The 21,084-nt window shown below is 41.2% G+C and carries 14 protein-coding genes; 6 read left to right on the plus strand and 8 right to left on the minus strand.

Going from position 1 to position 21,084, the window contains the following annotated elements:
• Positions 1–254: 254 nt before the first annotated feature.
• The gene (gatA, locus tag U2718_RS00700; protein ID WP_341999312.1) at positions 255–1,712 is read right to left on the minus strand and encodes an Asp-tRNA(Asn)/Glu-tRNA(Gln) amidotransferase subunit GatA; all 1,458 of its coding nucleotides are present in this window, start codon (positions 1,710–1,712) and stop codon (positions 255–257) included.
• Positions 1,713–2,072: 360 nt separating this feature from the next.
• Here gatA and U2718_RS00705 point away from each other — a divergent pair, with 360 nt between their 5' ends.
• Positions 2,073–3,422 carry an OB-fold nucleic acid binding domain-containing protein gene (locus U2718_RS00705; protein ID WP_341999314.1) on the plus strand — a complete coding sequence of 450 codons (1,350 nt, stop codon included), beginning with the start codon at positions 2,073–2,075 and terminating at the stop codon, positions 3,420–3,422.
• 263 nt (positions 3,423–3,685) lie between these two features.
• Positions 3,686–4,219: a hypothetical protein gene (locus U2718_RS00710; RefSeq protein ID WP_341999829.1), complete on the plus strand. Its 534-nt coding sequence runs from the start codon at positions 3,686–3,688 to the stop codon at positions 4,217–4,219.
• 182 nt (positions 4,220–4,401) lie between these two features.
• Here U2718_RS00710 and U2718_RS00715 read toward each other — a convergent pair whose 3' ends face one another.
• The 3 genes from U2718_RS00715 to U2718_RS00725 all read right to left on the minus strand — a co-directional run bounded on the left by U2718_RS00715 (position 4,402) and on the right by U2718_RS00725 (position 7,706).
• Positions 4,402–5,643, minus strand: a complete 1,242-nt coding sequence (locus U2718_RS00715) for a DUF445 domain-containing protein (RefSeq protein ID WP_341999316.1) — start codon at positions 5,641–5,643, stop codon at positions 4,402–4,404.
• A 73-nt stretch (positions 5,644–5,716) separates the two neighbouring features.
• A complete protein-coding gene (ubiE, locus tag U2718_RS00720; protein WP_341999317.1) occupies positions 5,717–6,409 on the minus strand; it encodes a bifunctional demethylmenaquinone methyltransferase/2-methoxy-6-polyprenyl-1,4-benzoquinol methylase UbiE in 693 nt (230 codons plus the stop codon).
• Between the two features lie 325 nt (positions 6,410–6,734).
• Positions 6,735–7,706 carry a response regulator gene (locus U2718_RS00725; protein ID WP_341999319.1) on the minus strand — a complete coding sequence of 324 codons (972 nt, stop codon included), beginning with the start codon at positions 7,704–7,706 and terminating at the stop codon, positions 6,735–6,737.
• A gap of 396 nt (positions 7,707–8,102) precedes the next feature.
• Between U2718_RS00725 and U2718_RS00730 the strand changes: the two genes are divergently transcribed.
• Complete coding sequence (locus tag U2718_RS00730) at positions 8,103–11,300, plus strand: GAF domain-containing protein (protein WP_341999320.1); 3,198 nt, start codon at positions 8,103–8,105, stop codon at positions 11,298–11,300.
• 207 nt (positions 11,301–11,507) lie between these two features.
• Positions 11,508–12,590, plus strand: coding sequence for a RuBisCO accumulation factor 1 (locus U2718_RS00735; protein ID WP_341999322.1), 1,083 nt, complete (start codon positions 11,508–11,510; stop codon positions 12,588–12,590).
• Positions 12,591–12,627: 37 nt separating this feature from the next.
• Here U2718_RS00735 and U2718_RS00740 read toward each other — a convergent pair whose 3' ends face one another.
• Entirely contained in the window at positions 12,628–15,171 is a 2,544-nt protein-coding gene (locus tag U2718_RS00740; protein WP_341999323.1) for a hybrid sensor histidine kinase/response regulator, read from the minus strand.
• Positions 15,172–15,299: 128 nt separating this feature from the next.
• A complete protein-coding gene (locus U2718_RS00745; protein WP_341999325.1) occupies positions 15,300–16,676 on the minus strand; it encodes an ABC transporter substrate-binding protein in 1,377 nt (458 codons plus the stop codon).
• Between the two features lie 234 nt (positions 16,677–16,910).
• On the opposite strand from U2718_RS00745, the gene U2718_RS00750 reads away from it, so the two are divergent.
• Together U2718_RS00750 and U2718_RS00755 are read left to right on the plus strand one after the other, a co-directional pair.
• Entirely contained in the window at positions 16,911–17,369 is a 459-nt protein-coding gene (locus tag U2718_RS00750; protein ID WP_341999326.1) for a MarR family winged helix-turn-helix transcriptional regulator, read from the plus strand.
• Positions 17,370–17,551: 182 nt separating this feature from the next.
• Positions 17,552–18,892, plus strand: coding sequence for an SCP2 sterol-binding domain-containing protein (locus tag U2718_RS00755; protein ID WP_341999328.1), 1,341 nt, complete (start codon positions 17,552–17,554; stop codon positions 18,890–18,892).
• A gap of 1 nt (position 18,893) precedes the next feature.
• Here U2718_RS00755 and U2718_RS00760 read toward each other — a convergent pair whose 3' ends face one another.
• Complete coding sequence (locus U2718_RS00760; RefSeq protein ID WP_341999329.1) at positions 18,894–20,597, minus strand: glycosyltransferase family 39 protein; 1,704 nt, start codon at positions 20,595–20,597, stop codon at positions 18,894–18,896.
• Between the two features lie 133 nt (positions 20,598–20,730).
• A complete protein-coding gene (locus U2718_RS00765) occupies positions 20,731–21,060 on the minus strand; it encodes a putative toxin-antitoxin system toxin component, PIN family (protein ID WP_411813213.1) in 330 nt (109 codons plus the stop codon).
• Positions 21,061–21,084: the final 24 nt, after the last annotated feature.

Below are 21,084 nucleotides of genomic sequence, written 5' to 3' on the forward strand. Positions count from 1 at the left end.
GGGGAGACAACGCGTTGCGGAGCCAGTGCGGTGAAGCAGCCCCCGTCTTGGCGGTTTCCGGCGATGGGGGACTGCTGAACCCGAAGGGTGGACGGGTTCCCCGGCATAAAGCACCTGGCGTCACCTGGCGTCGGGTTTCCCCGGTTGTAGCGACTACCGTGCGGGTTTTGCTGATAATCTTACCGATCAAATCGAGAATTTATCTTCTAAACCCGCCCGTACAGTAGTTAGCAGAGAAAACTAATGACTAATGACTAAATTTTAGGCTTTTGCAGGTGCCATGAAGTCGATTGCTCATAAGCATAAGCCACCTGAAACAATTGATCTTCGCGCAGTGGTTTACCAATCAGCTGTAAACCAATCGGTAGCCCCTTGTCATCAAAACCACACGGTACACTTATACCAGGCAAACCAGCAAGATTGACTGGAATAGTCATTAAGTCAACTAAATACATACTCAAGGGATCGGAGGTTTTTTCTCCTGCTTTGAATGCCGTGGTAGGAGCTGTAGGACAAGCTAAAATATCTACGAGTTCAAAAGCTTTCTCAAAGTCTTCTTTAATCAAAGTACGTACTTTTTGTGCTTTGAGATAGTAGGCATCGTAATAACCAGCCGATAGGGCATAGGTTCCAACCATAATCCGGCGTTTGACTTCTGCACCAAAGCCAGTAGCACGAGTACGGGTGTACATCTCCATCAAGTTATCTGCCTCAGAAGCACGGTAGCCGTATTTCACACCATCGTAACGAGCTAGGTTTGCCGACGCTTCTGAAGGAGCAATGATATAGTAACTAGGTAAGCCATAGCGGAAACGGGGACAAGAAATTACATGAATTTCTGCACCCAAGTTTTGTAATTGCTCTAAGGCTTGTTTTATAGCTTGTTCAACTTGAGAGTCTAAACCTTCACCAAAAGTTTCTTGTATAATACCGATTCTAAGTTGTCCTCTAGGTTTGAGATCTGGTTTGAGGCTGGCGGCATAATTGGGAATTTGAACTTTTAAGCTAGTGGAGTCTTTGGGATCGTACCCGGCGATCGCATTCAATAATATTGCTGCATCTTCTACTGTGCGCCCAAAAGGCCCAATTTGATCCAAAGACGAAGCAAACGCCACCAAACCATAACGAGAAACCAGCCCGTAAGTCGGTTTCATGCCTACCACACCACAAAAAGATGCTGGTTGACGAATCGAACCACCAGTATCAGAACCAAGAGACACAACACACTCTTCTGCTGCTACTGCTGCTGCCGAACCGCCTGAAGAACCACCTGGAACTCTTGATAAATCCCAAGGATTGCCCGTCATGCCAAAGGCGGAAGTTTCTGTAGAACCCCCCATTGCAAATTCATCTAAATTGGTTTTGCCCACCATCACCGCATCAGCTGCTAGTAGTTTTTGCGTTACCGTTGATTCATAAGGCGGTACAAAATTTTCTAAGATGCGGGAAGCGCAGGTGGTAGGAATTCCTTTGGTACATATATTGTCTTTAATTCCAATTGGAATTCCTGCAAGGGTGCCAATTTCTTCCCCAGCGGCGATTTTGGCATCCACGGCACGCGCTTGTTCTAATGCCTGATCAGCAGTCACGCACAAAAAACTGTGTAATTGCGGCTCTAGGGCTTGAATACGCTCTAAAGCTTCTTGAGTGATTTCCACCGCAGAACGTTCTTTGTTTACTAGCTGTTTGTGCAACTCGCGAATGGATGCCATGATTGCTTCCTTATATGACTCAAGTCCTTGATTTTAGTACAGTTTGACAGTTTCTGCTCAATTGGTTTTAGCAGCGCCTACAGTTTTGTGTGAAGGCGGTTTATACCAATGCGTGGATTTTGGATGAAAACCATTGATTAAGAGGCTATTCCAGAATTTTGAAACTAGACTCCCGCGTGCCAATTTGGTATTACACTCTTGGTAGTTATGTATTGCACACCAAGTAAGTCTCGTAAGCTAGATTAATTTAACAAAGCTCTTAGCTTACCCTACGGCATTTAACACCTACTTGTGCCTTTGTTTGAACAATTACAATCAAGCCGATTTACGAGGTATTTATAAATTTTATCGGATGAGAACATGGTTAAAATAATCGCTAAAAAATCACTTGGTACACAGAATGTATATGACATTGGAGTGGAACGCGACCATAATTTCATCATTAAAAATGGTTTGGTAGCTTCCAATTGCTTTAACAAATCACATTCTACAGCTTACGGTTATGTAACTTACCAAACCGCGTATTTAAAAGCCAATTATCCGTTAGAGTACATGGCGGCGCTGTTGACAGCTAACTGTGATGACACAGACAAGGTACAGAAATACATAGCTACCTGTACGAATATGGGAATTCAAATCGATCCGCCAGATATTAACAGTTCTGGTGTCGATTTTACTCCATTGGGTGGCAAGATTGTGTTTGGGTTGTCAGCTGTGCGCAATGTTGGACAAAATGCGATCGCCTCAATTTTAGAAGCAAGAGAAACTACAGGAGACTTTAAATCCTTGGCTGATTTTTGTGATCGCATCGATTTAACTGCCGTAAACCGCCGCACTTTACAGTCGTTAATTTATTGTGGAGCCTTTGACAAACTTGATTCTAACCGCAATCAGCTCATCCACGATTTGGATTTAGTATATGATTGGGCGCAATCTCGTGCTAGAGATAGAGCAACTGGGCAAGGAAACCTTTTTGATTTATTAGGTGGTGGATTTTCTAGTAAGAATAATACGCCGCAAAATAGCTTTGATAGCGCGCCTAAAGCTAAATCTGTACCTGATTTTCCTCCCCAAGAAAAATTGCGGATGGAAAAAGAACTTTTGGGATTTTATGTATCAGATCATCCACTAAAATCTATACGTAGAACTGCAAAAATTTTAGCTCCAATTAACCTTTCCCAGCTAGGAGAACAACAGGAAGATACAACATTGTGTGCAGTTGTAATTCTCAATAATGTGAAAAAAGTAATCACAAAAAAAGGCGATCCAATGGCCATTTTACAAATAGAAGATTTAACTGCACAATCAGAAGCCGTAGTCTTTCCCAAAAATTATGAACGTGTTAATTTGCTCCTGCAAGTTGATGCAAGATTAATTATTTGGGGTAAAGTAGACCGACGCGATGAACAAACTCAATTTATTGTTGAAGATGCAGAACCAGTCGAAACAGTACAAATGGTAATGGTAGAATTCAATCCTCAACAAGCAGCCACAATTGAAGAACAACACCGCCTGCGAACTATTTTGCAAGAACAATCAGGAGAAAAAGAAAAAGCAAAAGTACCTGTAATCGGAGTTGTACAAGCCGGAAACTCGCGTCGCCTTGTTCGTTTTGGACGGCAATTTTGGGTGCAAAATTCTATCAGCACAGTTCAGGCTTTGCAAAATGCCCAATTTATGGCTCGTGTACAACCACTTGTAAATGACTAAATCAAAAGCATAAATTAACACTTTACTTTGTTAGAAAAATCTCCAATTCAACTTTTTCAATATGTATGTTTCACCTTAAAATATACTATTTAAACTGCTTTTTAACATTTTCTTTATTATTTTACCTCAGTAATAGCTACTAGGTCTTTTCAGAGTAACTAGTTTTTTTGGTTACTTATGCGGTGGGAGTCTTCATGGAGAAAATGTTATTTTTTTATGCCATGAGGATAAATGCAGTAACCAGGGCAAGGGGCAAATACTTAATGACTGCAGATGCGCTAGGTCAATTTGTGGCATACTGCAAAAAAATTCAACCTCAAACTCAACAAGACATTAAAAAGTTTTTTGAGGGGGTTGTTGGGTTTCCTTATGACAAGGAACTTTTATTGCAAGCATATTTATTTTTAAATATCACAAATTTATTTCCAACCTGCGCCGAATTGCTGTTATTTGAAAAGTCTCCAATTGCCGATTATACAGATTTGGGAAAGTGTGATTTTGTCTATCTCACATCCCATCAAAAATTGTTTTTAATAGAAACTAAATTTATTGATACTGAAGCAACAGGAGCAACAGAAAGAAAAAGAAGAAATAAACACAGAAATAAAGTTTTTGAACAGGTAATAACTTTAAAAAGTCGATTTAGCGAGTTTTGGGATATCAACTTGGAGGAATTAGAGTGCGGAGTTTTTACAACAGATCCAGAAATTGATTGGCGAGGAAATGGTGTAAATGTTGTGACAAAATCAGTAACTATTGAAAAACTAGAAAAATGGCGGAAAAATTATATGAAATAAAAGGACACATCATCCAGTTAATATTAAATTATGTAGGGTGGGTTAGGCGCACTTAGGACACTTAACTTGTAAGTGATTAAAAGATTTTGCGCCGTAATCAACCATATGATAAAGGTGCGTTACGCTACGTTAGCGCACCCTACAATTTTAAGATTTACTAGATTCTGGAGTCTTCTAGCTCGTTAAACATTACTAATCAACAAAAATGCTGCTTGAAATAACCCCACGATAAAACCTAAAATACCGCCTAAAGTAACAATTGCTTGCAATTCATTTTTAACAATTCCCTCAATAGCAGCTTCTAAATCTGCTGGTGAAGTTGACTTGACTCTATCCATAATTACCTGATCGATGGACAAAATCGGAATTGCATGAGTCACAATTGCTTCTAAATCTTTTTCCAAATAACGCTCTAAGATTAAAGCCAATTCTTGACTCGCAACTTCTAAAGAAGTGTTTACAACAGGTGAGGTACTGAGGCGGTTAACTAGTAAGACAGCAATATTATGCCAGTCAACCGAATCACTTAATCCTTGTAGGAAATCACTACCACGTGTTTGTAGGTATTGGCGAACACTTTCGCGTGTAGTCTTTCGCAGTTGCCGCACGGTACCTATAGGCAAATTTTGTAAAGTCAAATTTTGCAAGACATTTTTGAGGCGATCGCGTACTCGCAAATCTTGAATCCATTCCTGCAACAGCTGATTCGTAGCTTCTTTCTCATCCAAACAATAAGTCCGCAGTCGCGATAATGTATTGCGTAAACCAAACAGATTTGCTACTACCCAATAGGTACCACTGGTTTTTTCCCGAAAGCTTTCATCAATAGTCTGAATCGTCCGATCGCTTAAAAAATCAATAATTGCTAACCGAATTGTCTCTGGTGGTAGAACAACTTGTAAAAGCCAATCAGCAAGGCGAGAAGCTTGCTCATCACTCAATTGAAATTCCAAAATTATTTGGTCAAAAATTTGATTGATTTGGGCTTCTAAAAAGTCTTCCCGTCGCGCCAGCACCTTCAGCAAACGTGGCAATGATTCCCCTAACAAATCCCGCAAAATACCTGCTACAATCTTGGCTGTTTTCTGCTCTTTATCGGATTTGACTTGATCTATTGCCATTCTCAGCAACCAGAGAATTGCTGATTCCACGCGTTCTGGTTGTAACAATCGCCGCGCCAGATTCTGTAACTCCTCTGGCGTGAGCAGCGATCCCATAATTGTTTTGGAGATATTCTTAGCCAAACGTTCCTGGTTGCGAGGAATCAATCCAGGAGTGAAGGGTAATCTTCGTCCGCCAATGTAAATTGCTCTGTAAGGACGAAATAACATTTTGATAGCTATATCATTAGTGAAATAGCCAATTACTCCACCTAAGATCGGGGGAGATACATACAGCCAAAGATGAGACCAATCCAAATTCATTCAGTCATTAGTCAAGAGTCATTAGTCATTAGGTAAGAACTAATGTACAGACGCGAGGAACATCGCGTCTCTATTAGGCTTTATTTACCACCAGCACTCCCATCATACCGTTCGCAATGGGGTAATGTGTGGCAGTTGTAAAACCAACTTTTAGAGCTATTTCTACTTGATTTTTGCCTGTAGGAAACCGATCTAAGCTAGGACTGATATAGGCGTATTCTTCCTTTAAACCCATTTGTTCGGCAATCGGCACCACAAGATTGCCCAAATACCACTGCTGAAATGCTCTAGCTGTCGAATCCGTGGGACGATGAAAGTCTAAAATTGCGGCTTTTGCACCTATTTTCAGAACCCGGTGTAATTCTTTTAAACAGCGAGGAATATCTGTTACATTTCGTAAACCGTAGCCCATCGTCGCAGCATCAAATTGGTTATTCTCAAAGGGTAAATCCAAAACATCGGCTTCTACCCAAGCGATCGCAAAAGAGGGATACTGAGCTTGAGAGCGCGTCTGAGCAATTTCTAATAGCCCAGGTGAAAAATCTACTCCGTAAACTTTTCCAGTTGCTTTTACACGCCGTGCCAGCCGAAAAGCCAAATCGCCACTGCCGCAACACAAATCTAAGCAAGTATCTCCTACTTTAGCTTCGCTCCATTTGACCGTCATTTCTTTCCAAATCCGGTGTTGTCCTAAGCTCAACCAATCGTTTAACTGGTCGTAAACAGGAGCGATACGATCAAAGATGTTGCGAATTTCGTTAGCCATTAGTCATTAGTTAGTAGTCAATAGTCAATAGTCAACCAATTTTGGATTTTAGATTGACGATTTTAGATTTGTTTTGCCCACTGTCTTGCGGGGCTTGTACGAAAAATAATCCAAAGTTCAAAATTTAAAATCTCAAATTCGGAGGGTCAACTACTTTAGACTATAGACTAAGTGGTTAGGCGAAATTAAATTTACGGGTCGAGGCAAGGGAACAGGGAAGAGTGTAGAAAATGTGTAATTAATTTTGTTTAGATACTTATAGCTCCAGGCTTAAGCCTGGAGCTATACATACAAAACCTGTGAAGGCAGACTTTATTTTCAGATGCTAGCTACAGTCAGCTGCATGGGCTGTTTGATGATAGTGAGTGGAACTAAGTACGATCGCCACTAGTTGTGCTGATAGATGAACCAGTTTAAGTTCATCTTCTCGTAAAGTGCAGGGTTTTTTCCATTGTAGGGACAATACTGCTAACACTTTACCTGCGGAGGTGATGGGAATAATTAAATGCGCTTCTATACCAGTATTGGAGTAGTGAGAAACACCAGCCAATTTATCATCTTGAGGAACGTTGACTGAAACTTGCATTTGCCCAGTAGCGATCGCTGCACTGGTAAGAGGATCATGAGCTAACCAGTTTTCTACAGAACCCGTACAACTGTAATTACCTTCGGTAGCAACTAGATTACTGCCCTCCACAAGTTGCAAAATCGTTCCATCGGCAGCGAAACTTTCACCAAAAGCCTTGGCAATTGAGTTTAAAGTAACCTCTAAACTAGAATTCTCCTCAGCAACCTGCACTAAAACTGCTAGTAGCGCCATATGGGCGTTAGCACGCCGCAATTCTTCCGTTCGCTGGTTGAGCAAATCATAGGTTTCAGCCGCTCTTTGGACAACAGCCTTGAGTTCACCCGGATCCCACGGTTTGGTAATGTACTTATAGACTTGTCCTGCATTAATCGCTTCCACTAAGTCTTCAATATCTGTAAAACCAGTGAGGATAATTCTGACCGTATTGGGAAACTGAGGTACAGTTTTGCTTAGAAACTCAGTCCCTTTCATTTCTGGCATTCGTTGATCGGAGATGATAACTGCTACTTCCCCTTCTGCTGCTAATACTTGCAGAGCATTTATGCCACTATCTGCTTTAAGGACATTAAAATCCCGTCGGAAGGTACGATACAGCAGATCTAAATTATCTGGTTCATCATCAACTACCAATATTTTTTGTTTTTTTGGTTTATCCAGAGTCATCAATTGAAGGCGTACTTTATCTAATTCAGAAATGGGATGATCCATAAGATAATTTCTGTATGCAATAATAATTTAGTTTTAATTTATACTAAAATATAGCCAATTTGTCTAATTGGTATTGAGCTTGAAATCATTTTTATAATGTCTATATATAAAGCTTATATAAGTTAAAACCAGAAAAACTGACAATTATAACTTTTTTGCTTCTACGAGTAATTACTGAATAAAAGTTATAGGTAGTAGCTTTTTTGCTCATAACTCATAATTTTATCTGCCGCTAGAGTTATGAAGATACTGTGCAATGTTATGTGCGGTGAGCGATCGCTCAATACCAATTCACCGCCACTAGTGTAGCTGCTTGAAAGAGAATTTATTTGAAGCTGCAATCAATCAAATAAATCAGGGAACACTAAAAGTAGGTATTTCATTTCCCTACACTCTATGACAACAAGCGATTACGAAACGTCAAATCTATCAAAACTGCAAGAGTGCCACAACCAGCTACAGCTTGTGGTTCAATACCAAAAAATCTTAGCGAGAATTCTAGCTAAAATTCGTGCATCTGTAAACTTAGAATCCCTATGTTCGACTTCTTGCCAAGATATTTGTCGACAATTGAAAATTGAGCGAGTAGCAATCTACCGCTTCAACAATGACTGGAGCGGTAGTTTCATCAATCGTTTTGGTTTTGCAGAATCTCCTTGGGATACACTGACTGCCTTTGGGCAAGACTTGGTTTGGGAAGATTCGCATTTGCAAGAAACTCAGGGAGGACGATACCGCAAAAATGAGCCTTTTGCCGTGGCTGACATTTACGATGCAGGACATGCTCGTTGTCATATTGAGGTGCTAGAACAATTTCAAATTCGAGCGTATGCGATCGCCCCTATTTTCGTTGGTTCAAAACTGTGGGGTTTACTGGCAGCCTATCAACACTCCACTCCTCGACAATGGTACTCTGAAGAAATCGAATTCCTAGCCCAAGCCGCAAGCTATGTGGGTGTGGCAATGCAGCAGGCAGAAATCTTAGAACAAACTAAACAACGCACAGCAGAACTGCAAGATGCCATTGCACGGCAACGCGCCTTGACGGAAGTAGTAGGCAATATTCGCTCTTCTGTCAACACCGAAATTATTCTAGACACCACTTGTCAGGAACTCTGCAAACTCCTAAAACTAGAGCGGGCAGCAATCTACCGCTTCAATGAAAACTGGAGCGGTGAATTTGTTAGCCAGTTCGGCATGGTAGAGGCGCAGTGGGATAGAATCCATCCCTTTGGAAAAAATCTGGTTTGGGAAGATACCTACCTCCAAGAAGCCAAAGGTGGGCGCTACCGCAATAACGAAAGTTTTACCGTCAACGATATTTATCAAGCCGGACATTCGCGCTGTCACATCGACATTTTGGAGCAATTTAAGATTCGGGCGTATGCCTTAGCACCCATCTTCATCGGATCTAAACTGTGGGGACTCATAGCAGCTTATCAACATTCCGGGCCGCGCCAATGGGCAAATTACGAAGTTGAGTTCCTCGGACAGGTGGGGGCGCAATTAGGAGTCGCGATTCAGCAATCCGAGAATTTAGCTCAGTCCAAACAACAGGCGATCGCCCTACAAGATGCGATCGCACGGCAACGCGCACTAACGGAAGTAGTCGGAAAAATTCGCTCCTCCCTCAATATTGATTTGATCTTGAAAACCACTTGTCAAGAAGTGTGCAAAATGCTGCGAGTTGAGCGCGTTGGTGTTTATCGCTTTAATCCAGATTGGAGTGGTGAATTCGTCAGTCATTTCGGCATGGTCGAGGCACAGTGGGACAGCATCAATCCCTTTGGCAAAAATCTAGTTTGGGAGGATACTCACCTGCAAGAAACAAAAGGTGGACGCTATCGCAACAACGAAAATTTTGCTGTAGAAGATATCTACCAAGCCGGACACTCGCGCTGTCACCTAGACATTTTGGAGCAGTTCAAGATTCGCGCCTATGTATTGACCCCAATTTTTGTGGGACGGAACCTCTGGGGATTACTGGCTGCCTATCAACATTCTGCACCGCGCCAGTGGGATAGCGTGGAAGTAGAATTTTTGGGACAGGTTGCTGGAGTGGCGCTACAAAGCTCGGAAATGATGACTCAAATCCAAACTCGCGCTGACGAACTGCACAAATCGGCTGAACAGCGTCGGATTTTATTTGATTTAGTTGTCAAAATTCGTGAATCTCTAGATATAGAGACGATTTTTAAGACTAGCGTACAGGAAGTGCGGCGATCGCTGAGTGCGGATCGAGTCGGCATCTTCCGCTTTGATTCTGATGTCGGTTTTTGCAGTGGTGAATTTGTTGCTGAAGATGTGCTACCACAGTTCGATTCTGCCCTCGCTGTCAAGGTACAAGACTATTGCTTTGGTGATCAATACGCACCGCAGTATCGTCAAGGGCAAGTGCAAGTCATATCTGATATCAACAGCGTTGGCTCCAAGGTGCCTCATCTTGATGTCATTGAGCAATTCCAAGTCAAAGCACAAATTGTTGTACCACTGATGGAAGGTGATGATCTGTGGGGGTTGTTGTGCATCCACCAATGTACCCATCCGCGTCATTGGGAAGAGGCTGAATTAGAATTTGTCACCCAAGTGGCAGCTCAACTCAGTGTAGCACTACGTCAAGCTAACCTATTCCAACAATCTAGTTTGCTTGGTCAAACCCGTGAAGAAGCGAATCAACTCGCGCAGGCACTGAATGAGCTGCGTACTGCCCAAATGCAAATTATCCACGCTGAAAAAATGGCCAGCTTGGGGCAATTAGTAGCAGGGGTTGCCCACGAAATTAATAACCCGATTAATTTCATTCATGGCAATTTAGAACACGCCCACCAATACACACAAGATTTACTTCATTGTGTAGAACTTTATCGGCATCATCATCCTAATGCCGTATTAGAGATACAAGAATTTTCCAAAAAAGCCGAGATCGAGTTTTTATTCGAGGACTTACCTAAATTATTCCAGTCTATGCAAGTTGGGACTGAACGCATTCGCGAGATAGTCACTTCTTTACGAAACTTCTCGCGCTTAGATGAAGCCGACTTCAAGCCGGCAAATATTCACGAAGGCATCGACAGCACGTTGATGATTTTGCAAAACCGCTTGAAACCCTCAGCCGATAGCCTCACTATTTATGTGAGCAAAGATTACGATACGTCGTTACCTCTAATAGAATGCTATCCCGGTCAGTTGAATCAAGTATTTATGAATTTGCTATCTAATGCTATTGATGCGTTAGAAGAGCGAAACGCGCAAGCTACTCCGGAAGCGATCGCAGCAAACTCCAGCGAAATCCAAATTTCTACCTCCCTACTCAATAAAGATTGGATTTCCATTCGGATTGCTGACAACGGTTTCGGCATGGATAAAAAGGTTCTCTCTCGGCTATTTGATCCATTTTTTACTACTAAGGTTGTCGGTAAAGGTACAGGATTGGGGCTTTCTATCAGCTATCAGATTGTGACAGAGAAACACAACGGCAAGATCTATTGCCACTCTGAACCCGACAAAGGCACAGAGTTTGTGGTTGAACTACCAATTCGTCAGGGGATAACTAAAAAACCAGTACCTAAAGTCAAGGTGTCAGATCGGGAATAATATCATGTCCGTTTAAAGACTTATCATTTAGCCTGACGCGGTGAAATTCTAATGAGAACTGATTAACCGGACTTAGTATAAAATATTTTCTCCACTCTCCCCTTCTACCCAGTTCCTTTGAAATCTATGAGTGCTTGTGCAGCACCAGACCTAAAATAGATATTTGGTGCTCAAGTATGAATAGCCCTGGAAATTTGCTAATCGCTTATGACTGACCTACCACCCAACGCTCAAAATCCTATAGAAAATGACAATGTCGCCCAAGAGTTGCTGCGAAAATTGCGACAAAAACAAGGCAACTGGGTGGAATGGGGACAAGCTTGCGCTCACTTACAAAAAGCTGGTTATAATCCCCAAGCGATTTTTGAGGCTACAGGTTTTGAGCCATCTCAGCAAAATCAGGTTATTGTCGGCTCGCAAGTTTACAATTCTTTAGAAAAGGAAGGAACATCACAAGAGGTACTCTCGCATTATTCCCAGCGAGGAAGTGATATTTTGTACGAGTTGCGCTTGCTTAATCAACAAGAACGTGCAGCAGCAGCCACGCTCACCTGGCAAAACAAACTTGACGCACTTGAAGCACGGGAAGTTGCAAAGGCAATTAAAGATTTTTCTCGTTTCCGTGAATTGCCCCCAGGTTTTTCCAATCATCCCGGTGATGCGGTTGCCTATCAATGTTGGAAACTGGCGCGACAAAACTCAGATTTGCAAGTGCGATCGCGTCTGATTGCCAAGGGTTTAAAATTTGCACACACGCAACCTGCTAGGCAGCAAATAGAACAATTATTAACAGATTTTACTGTTGTACCTAAAAAACCTGCACCAAGTTTACCCTTGTATAGACCGGAATCAGAGGAAGAGATGCCTCGCCTTGTACCAGTGGTAGGTGAGTTGCCATTAACACCACAAGACTTACAAGCGGTTCCTCTAGCAGAAGAAATTGGGCCATTTCGCATGGTTAAATTTGCTGGCGAGCAAGCCTGGGTTCCTTTACCTGGTTGGCAGCTAGTATTGGGTGCAGAAGATCCGGTAGTGATTTTGTGTAATAGCGATCGCCTACCAAACCAAACACAAAGTACTGTAGAACCATTAATGGTAGTTATTGATCGCGCTCAACGGCGATGGGATGCAATTAGCTACTTTGTGGTGAACAATTCTGGGGAATTAGATTTTCAGTGGTTTGAAACAGAACCAGAAGTTCCCTTATTAGGACGAATTATTGTGATTGTACGACCAAAGAGAATCGTAGATGAGGAGGTAACTAAGGATGCTTGGCAAATTGATGAATAGTTAAACCCCAAGATACTTAGTGATAGACTTTTTTCTCTTACTCACATTCTCCCTGAGTTAGTTCAAGAATTTCATCAAAGCAAAAATTATGTACAAGTTTTGTGAGTTTGTCTGCCAGGGTAGAATGATTTTTGGGAATTAACTCAATCAGTTGAACAATCTTATCAGCATCAACTTCTAAGGCTGCTTGGCACATTTGTTCTCTCCAAGAAGAGGGCATTACGCTCAAATCGCCTGACTTTAGCTTATTTTCTGATCTTAAGTTACTGTTATAGTCCTGTGTTTGTTTGCTTTCCTGCTGTTGGGTATAAATATACTTAACCCCTAAATGTTTAGCTATCTTCTCAAAAATAATCTGTTCTTGAAAAGGTTTGCGGACAAAATCATCACAACCTACAGCTAGGATGTTGGCTCGCTGTTCTTCAAAGGCACTGGCAGTCAGAGCAATGATGATCGTGCGGGAAAAAGATGCGGGTAAGTTCTCCGTATCTTGTTGACTCTTCTCCATTTCCTTAATCTGCTTGGTAGATTCATAGCCGTCCATCAAAGGCATTCGCATATCCATCCAAATCAGATGGGGATGCCACTGCTGCCAAATGGTGACTGCTTCTTGTCCATCAATTGCACCGCAAGTATCAAAACCAACACTTTGCAACAATTGCACTAGCAGTTCCCGATTCTCCTGATGGTCATCAACTACAAGAATTCGGTATGCTGGTTCGTTAGCAGCAAGCTTGAGAACTCGTCTTTGAGTTGTCTGAGCAACTTCTTCTGGTAATTTAGCGATTTGGACTTGTACATCAAACCGAAAAATCGTCCCCTGCCCAAAAGCACTGTTGCAAGTGAGTTCGCCTCCCATCAACTGTACAAACTGGCGGCTAATAGCCAATCCCAACCCAGTACCTTCCTTGATTTGAACACCACTGCTAGTTTGCACAAACGGTTTAAATAAATCTTTCATTTCTTCTGGTGCAATTCCGCATCCAGTATCTTCAACCTCGAAAAAGAGGAAAGGGAGAGGGGGAGAGGGGGGGAGTGGGGGAGAATTATTCCCCCTGTCCTCTTCAAGTGTCCCTAGTCCCCGGTACCCAGTACCTAACTTTGCTCGCAGCGTCACTCCGCCAGCAGAGGTGAACTTAACTGCATTACCCAAAAGATTGATGAGAACTTGCCGTAATTTACCTTCATCAGTAACGACAAACTCAGGTAAGTCAGGTGCAAGTTCAAACCGCAGCGATAACTGTTTGGCTTCGGTTCGCACCAAAAACATTTCTTGCAGAGTTTGTAAAAAAGTTCTCAAATTGAAAGGTACGGGTTTAAGAGCAACACGTCCTGCCTCAATTTTAGACATCTCCAAAACGTCGTTAATTAAACCAAGCAGGTGTTTGCCACTACGGTTAATGGTAGCCAAAAATTCATATTGCTTTGGAGTAAGAGCAGGATCTCGCTCCATCAATTGAGCAAAGCCAAGAATTGCATTCAATGGTGTGCGTAATTCGTGGCTCATATTGGCTAAAAATTCGCTCTTAGAACGATTAGCAGCTTCGGCTTCCTGAGCTTTCATCTCCAGTTTATGGCTGTAGTTCTCTAACTGCTCGCGCGAAGTTTTTAACTGCTGTGTAAGCCAGTTTACTCCAATTATTAGAAATATCACTGATACCAATCCTACTGCCACAATCGTCCCTGCTAGTTGGCGAGCTGGAGCAAAGGCTTCTTCTTGGTGCATCTCCACTAATAAGGCAAGGTCTTGGTCATTGAGCCAGCGGTAAACTCCAATTACTGGCACTTTAGCATAGTTAAAATAAAGACCGTAACCACTTACTCCACTCATTGCCGCATTGATGCCTTTACTGCTAACTCCCTCGGCAAATTCTCCCCTGTTGTCATTCTCTTTAGCAATAAAAGTATTTCTTGTCACCATCGAGCCAACTAGGTAAGTTTCGCCACTTTTACCTAAGCCTGTGCGTTCTCGGACGATGCGATCAATTCGGTCTAAATTTAGGTGAGCTAGAATTATACCCTTGTGTTCTCCTGTTAATTCGCGTAAAGGTGTTGCTAAGGTGACTGATGGTTTGCCAGTGAAAGGTGAAACATAAAAAATGGGAGCAAAGGAATCTCCCGGCTCAATCTTTTCAACGTAAGTCACATTACCTAAAGGTTCATATTGACCTTCGTGTATTTTATTGATAGATAAAATTACTCGATTACTACGATTAAGAACAAAAATCTCCTTGAGGTTGGGTTTGAGGTGATTTACCCTAACTAAGTACTGAGAGAGAACCCTGTAGGCAGCTTGATACTCTTGCTCAGATTTTGTCTGACTTAGGAGTTTCTTCATATTCGATTGTACGTCTGGCAACTGAGTCACAAGCAGAAAATCTCGCTGTTGATCTTCAAACCAGCGGGTGATTTCTTCTTCTTTGAGTGTTGCAGTCACACTGAGTCTATTGAAAGCAGCTTGTTTTAAAGCTTCTCTCGCTTTAAAGAAGGCAACTCCTCCCACTACACCAACACTCACTAGGGATAGGAGTAAGAAGGAACTAGTAACATTATTGGTAAAGTATTGGTTCCAAAACTTCATAAACTATGAGCGCTTTGTTCCCATTAAAGATTTATCGCTTTTTTTAATCTTTACGCAGGCTGTCGATTTTTTTACACAAGAAAAGATAATTTTCTATATTGTTAAATTTATCTTTTAATTTTTGGCTTTTATATAGCTTGCTGCCATCGCTCAAAAATTTGTTTGATCTGCACAATTACCTCATTAGCTGCTTGTTCTGGGGATAAACCATCTGCAATGATCCGATTGAGAGCTTTGCCCCAAACGTTCTCCTCCAAAACTAGGCTATAAGCTGGGCTCTGAGTACTATAAAATAGGCGTGTTTGACCATTAGTTAATGTTTTAGCAACAGTCGAAATATGCGGATCGGCAGGATTAGTCCAAAAAGGATCTTTCCAAATTGGTTTGAGTACTGGAAAATTCCTACCTCCAGCAGCTTTCAAATATTCTCCCATTATCTCTGGTTGTATTAAATAGGTAAGAAAGTCCTTGGCTATCTTCTGGTTCTGAGACTGAGCAAACAAAACTACTTCTTTAAGAGTGACTAAATGACGCATTGAACTGTCATTAGGTTTGTTAGGAAAAACTATAGTGCCTAGCTTGTTGCGATAAGCATCAGCATCTTCACGTACAGCGCTAGGAATTGAGAGTGTAGGATTGGGTGTCATCACCACAACACGGTTAAGCAAGTTGCGATTATTGTCTGGATTTAACCATTTCACTGCTTCTGGTGGTACATAATCCTCTTGGTAAAATTTGGCATACCAATCTAGGCTATCGATAATACCTTGACGGACTTTAGGATCGTCAACACGCAGCTGACCTTTAATGTCTAAAATTTGAACATCGTATGCCTCTAAAATCTGCTCAAACAAGTAGTAGGTATCTGAAGCCCCGATGGAAAAAGGAAAGCCTAGCCCGTAAATTTCCTTGTTTTGCTGTTTTCGCAGATCAGCCTGCACTTGTTTCCAAAACTCCCAGAAGCCAACCCAATCTTTGGGAATATCGCTTTCTTTACGACCAACTTGTTTGATTAAATCCCGCCAGTAAAATATTTGAATAGTTGCTTGGTGAATTGGGACTGCATAGTAGCTCCGCTTTTTATCTATATTGTTATACAAATGAACAGCTTCCAGTACAGCCTTGGGATAAAAACTTTTGACTGGTTCAATTACATCTGAGAGATCTGCTAGTTTGCCAGCCCAAGCAAGACGCGGATTCAACTGCCTTTCAGCTATTAAACTTATCATCAAATCGGGCGGAACACCCGCTCGAAGCGCCCTTTGTGCTTTCTGTGCTAGCTCATCATCATTATAGAAAGAAAGCTTGATTTGGTTGCCAGTTTTTTGCTCCCACCGCTTCACAAGTTGTTGGAGTGCTTCATCCTCTTCTAAAGTAAAGCCTTTATCCCACCAAATCTTCAACACTCTATTGTCATTAGATAACTGGGTGAGTGAAGACGGTTCTAATTTAGAGGTGCTAGTACAGGCAATAATTATGAAGCTGAGTATCAATGCTACTAGCACATAGTGATGCCTAGTTAGTCTTAGCACGTCCTTAGAAGTTTGCTTAACTCTTCGGGAGCTCCTAAGGCTTTTAGCAATTTGACTGACTTTTATTTTGAATACCATAAATATAGAACTCACATTCTATATAAGTAGATACCCTATTTAATGCCTCTTAGCGCTAAACTAACCCAGCTACGCTAATTCCACATCAAACACTTGACAGGGAAAAAGAGTGTATATACACTGATTGTTATGCAAGACCAAAATACTCAGTTAACTCTATGTAAAAAAGTCGCCGCTACTTGTACCTGCTTTAACCTGCGCAAAGCATCGCGCGTTGTCACACAACTTTTCGATGAAGTGCTACAACCAAGTGGATTGTTAGTGAATCAGTTTACACTTCTCGCTGCTATCAGCATAGCTGGTTCGGCATCAATCACGCGCCTTGCACAAGAATTAGTCATGGATCGAACTACATTAACACGTAATCTCAAGCCATTGGAAAGACAGGGATTGATCCAGATAGAACCTGGCAAAGATCAACGGATGCGAGTTGTAAGTTTAACAAATGAAGGTAATACCGCTTTAGAAAAAGCGCTACCCCTATGGGAGAAGGCGCAAACTCTTATGGTAGAGCAATTAGGACAACAAAGATGGAGCATATTGTTAAAAAGTTTGTCTGAAACTGTGTCCTTACTCCAAGAACGTTAATTTTTTTTAATTAATCAGTGTATATACACTCTTTTGTTTTTTATTAGCACTTACGCAAAATCCCTCTAAAATCCTCTTACCTCCGTGTTCTCCGAGTTCTCTGCGGTTTGTTTATTATTTCATAACTTCTGCGTCAATCCTGTCTATTTCCCTTAAACTTTGTTTTCACAGGATGAATATATATGCCAAAATTCGATCACCATCCGACAGTGAGACATTTTCGCGAACAAGCACAGAGTAATGATCCCAAGTCTACTTCTGTGATTGATGCTGAGTGGTTACGCAATCTTTGTTTGGCAGCTGGGGCAGATGATGTGGGTTTTGTCGAGATTGAGCGATCGCAAATTGCCAACCAACGCCAAGACATTCTAACTGCCTTTCCGCCGACAAAAACTCTGATTAGCTTTGTGTGTCGGATGAACAGAGAGAATGTTCGCAGCCCGGCACGTTCTGTTGCCAACGTAGAATTTCACAGTACAGGTGATGAAGTCAATCATGTTGCCCGTGAGATTGTCACGGTTCTTGAGCAACGGGGTGTACGAGCCTTAAATCCAGCAATGGGTTTCCCGATGGAGATGGATCGTTTCCCTGGCAAAGTTTGGGTAATTTCCCACAAACCCGTAGCGGTGGCAGCAGGCTTAGGACATATGGGAATTCACCGTAACGTCATTCATCCTAAGTTTGGCAACTTCATCTTGTTAGGGACAATTTTAATAGATAAGGAAGTAACTGCATACAACCAACCCATCGACTATAATCCTTGTTTGGAGTGTAAATTATGCGTCACAGCCTGCCCGGTGGGAGCAATTGGTACAGATGGACATTTTAATTTCTCAGCTTGCTATACCCATAATTATCGGGAATTCATGGGAGGATTCACAGATTGGGTAGAAAATATTGCTGAAAGCAAGAGTGCCAGAAATTACCGTCAAAAAACGAGTAGTGCCGAGTCAGCATCAATGTGGCAAAGTCTTTCTTTTGGAGCAAACTATAAAGCTGCTTACTGCATGGCTGTTTGCCCGGCGGGAGAAGATGTAATTGGTGCGTTTTTGACAAATCGGAAAGACTTCATTCAAGAAGTAGTTAAACCTTTGGAGAATAAAGAGGAAACTATATATGTCGTTCCCGGCTCTGATGCTGAAGCCCATGTAAAACGTCGGTTTCCTCATAAAAAAGTAAAAAGAATTAGGAATGGATTGCAGCCAAGTTCGATTCGCGGATTCCTGCGTGGTTTACCGTTAACTTTTCAAAGGAACCAATCAGAAGGTTTAGATGCAACTTACCACTTCACATTCACAGGTGCAGAGGAATGCAAGGCGACAGTGATTATTAGGGATAAGAAAATACAGGTGCATGACGGTTGCGTTGGCAATGCAGATATTCATATTACTGCCGATAGTGAAAACTGGCTTCGCTTTCTAGCCAAGGAGCAAAACATAATCTGGGCATTGCTGCGAAGGAAGATTCGCGTTAAAGGTTCACTCCGATTACTTCAAGCTTTTGGCAAGTGCTTTCCATCCTGATCTAAAATTTCTCACCACATCGATAAAGTTGATAGGGAACGCCAACACGATAATGCTGTTTGGCATCTATAGTGCAAATATTAGATTTTGAAAGTAGTACTTGTTGTGGATAATCACGGCGTTTAATTCCGGGAGCAACAACCCATAAATTGAGCTTAGAAGTGGTTAGATTAGGTAATTGGGAAAGTTTTGCCCATATAGATTGAAAATCAGGTGATTTTTGGAAAAAAGCAAAATGAGTAGACGGGAATGGGATATGAGATTTGGCTGCTTTCTCTTTCCCATTCCTGACTGTTTTTAATGCTAAGGCAAAACTCAATCCCAATGCTACATCCTGATAATTTCCATATCCCACCACAACCATCAGTGGTGTAGAAGGGTTTTGGTTCATCGTTTGAGCTACTTGTTCGGGTATAAATGGTTTGAGAAAAGCTAAATTATAAACAACAAAAATACAACTTATTAAACTTACAATAAAGGTATTAAAAGTTGAATAATTTTGAATTCTTAATTTTACTTTTTTAGTAATTATTAGGCTGGCAGCAACAAGAGCGCAGAAGCTGGGATAATAGACAAAACTATAGCGAGGAATAGCTGTAATATCTTTTTCTAAAAAATAGGCAATAGCAAAAAATTCTAATAAAATTACAACGAAAAAACTTAAAAGTGTAAGTGTAGCTAAATGAGTTGTAGATTTACACCATAGTTGCTTTAATCCTTGACAAACTTGCCATCCCAGCCAAATCCCAAAACAAAGCATGGATACTCCTGATAAGATGGCGATCGCCAGAGGCTGTCTTTCAACAGGGAGAGCAATTACCATCAATATCCAGTTCAGCAAGGTTTGATAAAAAGGGGCAATATGATTTGGAGAATAGAGCCAATCAGTTTCAGGACGATGATAATCCCTTAATATCACTGGCAACCAGGGCAAAAAGCTCACTATCACTGCACTAATAGATAAAATTGATGCTAACCAAACTTGCAATTGATTTGTAAGATTTGCCCTATACAGGCACAATACAACTAATAATGTTGCAAATTCTGCAATGAGAGCAAGAATAAAAAAGTAGTGGACATAAAGACCAATAATATTAATAATTGTCCAACTTAACCAAATCCAAAATCTAATTTGTTGACGCTTAAAAATATCTGCTTGAATTTGTATCAGTCCCAGTAATGATAAAGTGATTAACAACATGGGCAAGGTGTAGTGCCTTGCTTCTTGGGAAAGGTAAACAGCAAAAGGCGAGACTGCCATTAACATTGCTGCTGTTAATCCAGCCGCTTTAGAAAAAGCAAGACGATTGAGACAATAAATAGCCGCGATCGCACTCACACCAAACAGAGCAGGTAGCGATCGCAATTTAATTATCCAATTCTCTCCAACAGGAGCGAACAAACCCAGCCAACTGTACATCCAGCAAAAAAACAACGGCGGATGAGTAGACTGATTAGCAAGATTGTGGGCTATTTGAGCACAGCTTTTGCCTGGTTGATAAATAAAAATCTCCTGCAATTTTTCTAAAGGGAAGACTGCCTCTAAAGGCAAGTCAAGGTAATTTTTACCCAAGCTGAAGATGGCAGTAATCACTTCATCCATCCACAAAGGTTTTAAGTCTAAATTGTAAAAGCGCAAGATAGTACCAAGTGCAATGACTCCGGCTAAACTCAAATTATGTAGATCAAGTCTGTGATTTATCATTTGTCAGTAGAAGCGGTTTTAATCAGATATCTTATCGCTTCACTAAATAACGAAACAACGTTTTTTTGCTTTCTTGGTTTAGCGATTTCGCTTTTAGTGATTCCCGCATCTCGTCTCAACACCAAATTTGGATTTAGTACATAAATTCGCTGACAATATGCCAAGTGCTAGTCATAAATAAAAATTCTGCATTGGAATCTTTAGCAAGTTCTAAAAATTTGTTATCGTCAGGGTCTCTACAGGTGTTTATTTGAGATTTTATTTCTATAAATTGACTGTATTTTTTTACTACATCCAGAAAAGACTGTCGGTCTGTATCTGAGATATATTTATCGAACTTAGATTTGTAAATTCGTGTCTTTAATTCTTGATAAGTTTCGTCGCTTTGAGCAATTTTGAATTGTTTATAGGCTTTATCTAAGACTTTACGGGCTGTTCCATGTGGACTTAGGGCAGCACTAATAAAATATTTGTGTCAATAACAATT

This window comes from Chlorogloeopsis sp. ULAP02, assembly GCF_038404745.2.
Taxonomy (GTDB): Bacteria; Cyanobacteriota; Cyanobacteriia; order Cyanobacteriales; family Nostocaceae; genus Chlorogloeopsis.

Coding starts and splice junctions, on each gene's coding strand:
- gatA (WP_341999312.1), bottom strand. CDS start 1,712: ATGGCATCCATTCGCGAGTTGCACAAACAGCTAGTAAACAAAGAACGT.
- U2718_RS00705 (WP_341999314.1), top strand. CDS start 2,073: ATGGTTAAAATAATCGCTAAAAAATCACTTGGTACACAGAATGTATAT.
- U2718_RS00710 (WP_341999829.1), top strand. CDS start 3,686: ATGACTGCAGATGCGCTAGGTCAATTTGTGGCATACTGCAAAAAAATT.
- U2718_RS00715 (WP_341999316.1), bottom strand. CDS start 5,643: ATGAATTTGGATTGGTCTCATCTTTGGCTGTATGTATCTCCCCCGATC.
- ubiE (WP_341999317.1), bottom strand. CDS start 6,409: ATGGCTAACGAAATTCGCAACATCTTTGATCGTATCGCTCCTGTTTAC.
- U2718_RS00725 (WP_341999319.1), bottom strand. CDS start 7,706: ATGGATCATCCCATTTCTGAATTAGATAAAGTACGCCTTCAATTGATG.
- U2718_RS00730 (WP_341999320.1), top strand. CDS start 8,103: ATGACAACAAGCGATTACGAAACGTCAAATCTATCAAAACTGCAAGAG.
- U2718_RS00735 (WP_341999322.1), top strand. CDS start 11,508: ATGACTGACCTACCACCCAACGCTCAAAATCCTATAGAAAATGACAAT.
- U2718_RS00740 (WP_341999323.1), bottom strand. CDS start 15,171: ATGAAGTTTTGGAACCAATACTTTACCAATAATGTTACTAGTTCCTTC.
- U2718_RS00750 (WP_341999326.1), top strand. CDS start 16,911: ATGCAAGACCAAAATACTCAGTTAACTCTATGTAAAAAAGTCGCCGCT.
- U2718_RS00755 (WP_341999328.1), top strand. CDS start 17,552: ATGCCAAAATTCGATCACCATCCGACAGTGAGACATTTTCGCGAACAA.
- U2718_RS00760 (WP_341999329.1), bottom strand. CDS start 20,597: ATGATAAATCACAGACTTGATCTACATAATTTGAGTTTAGCCGGAGTC.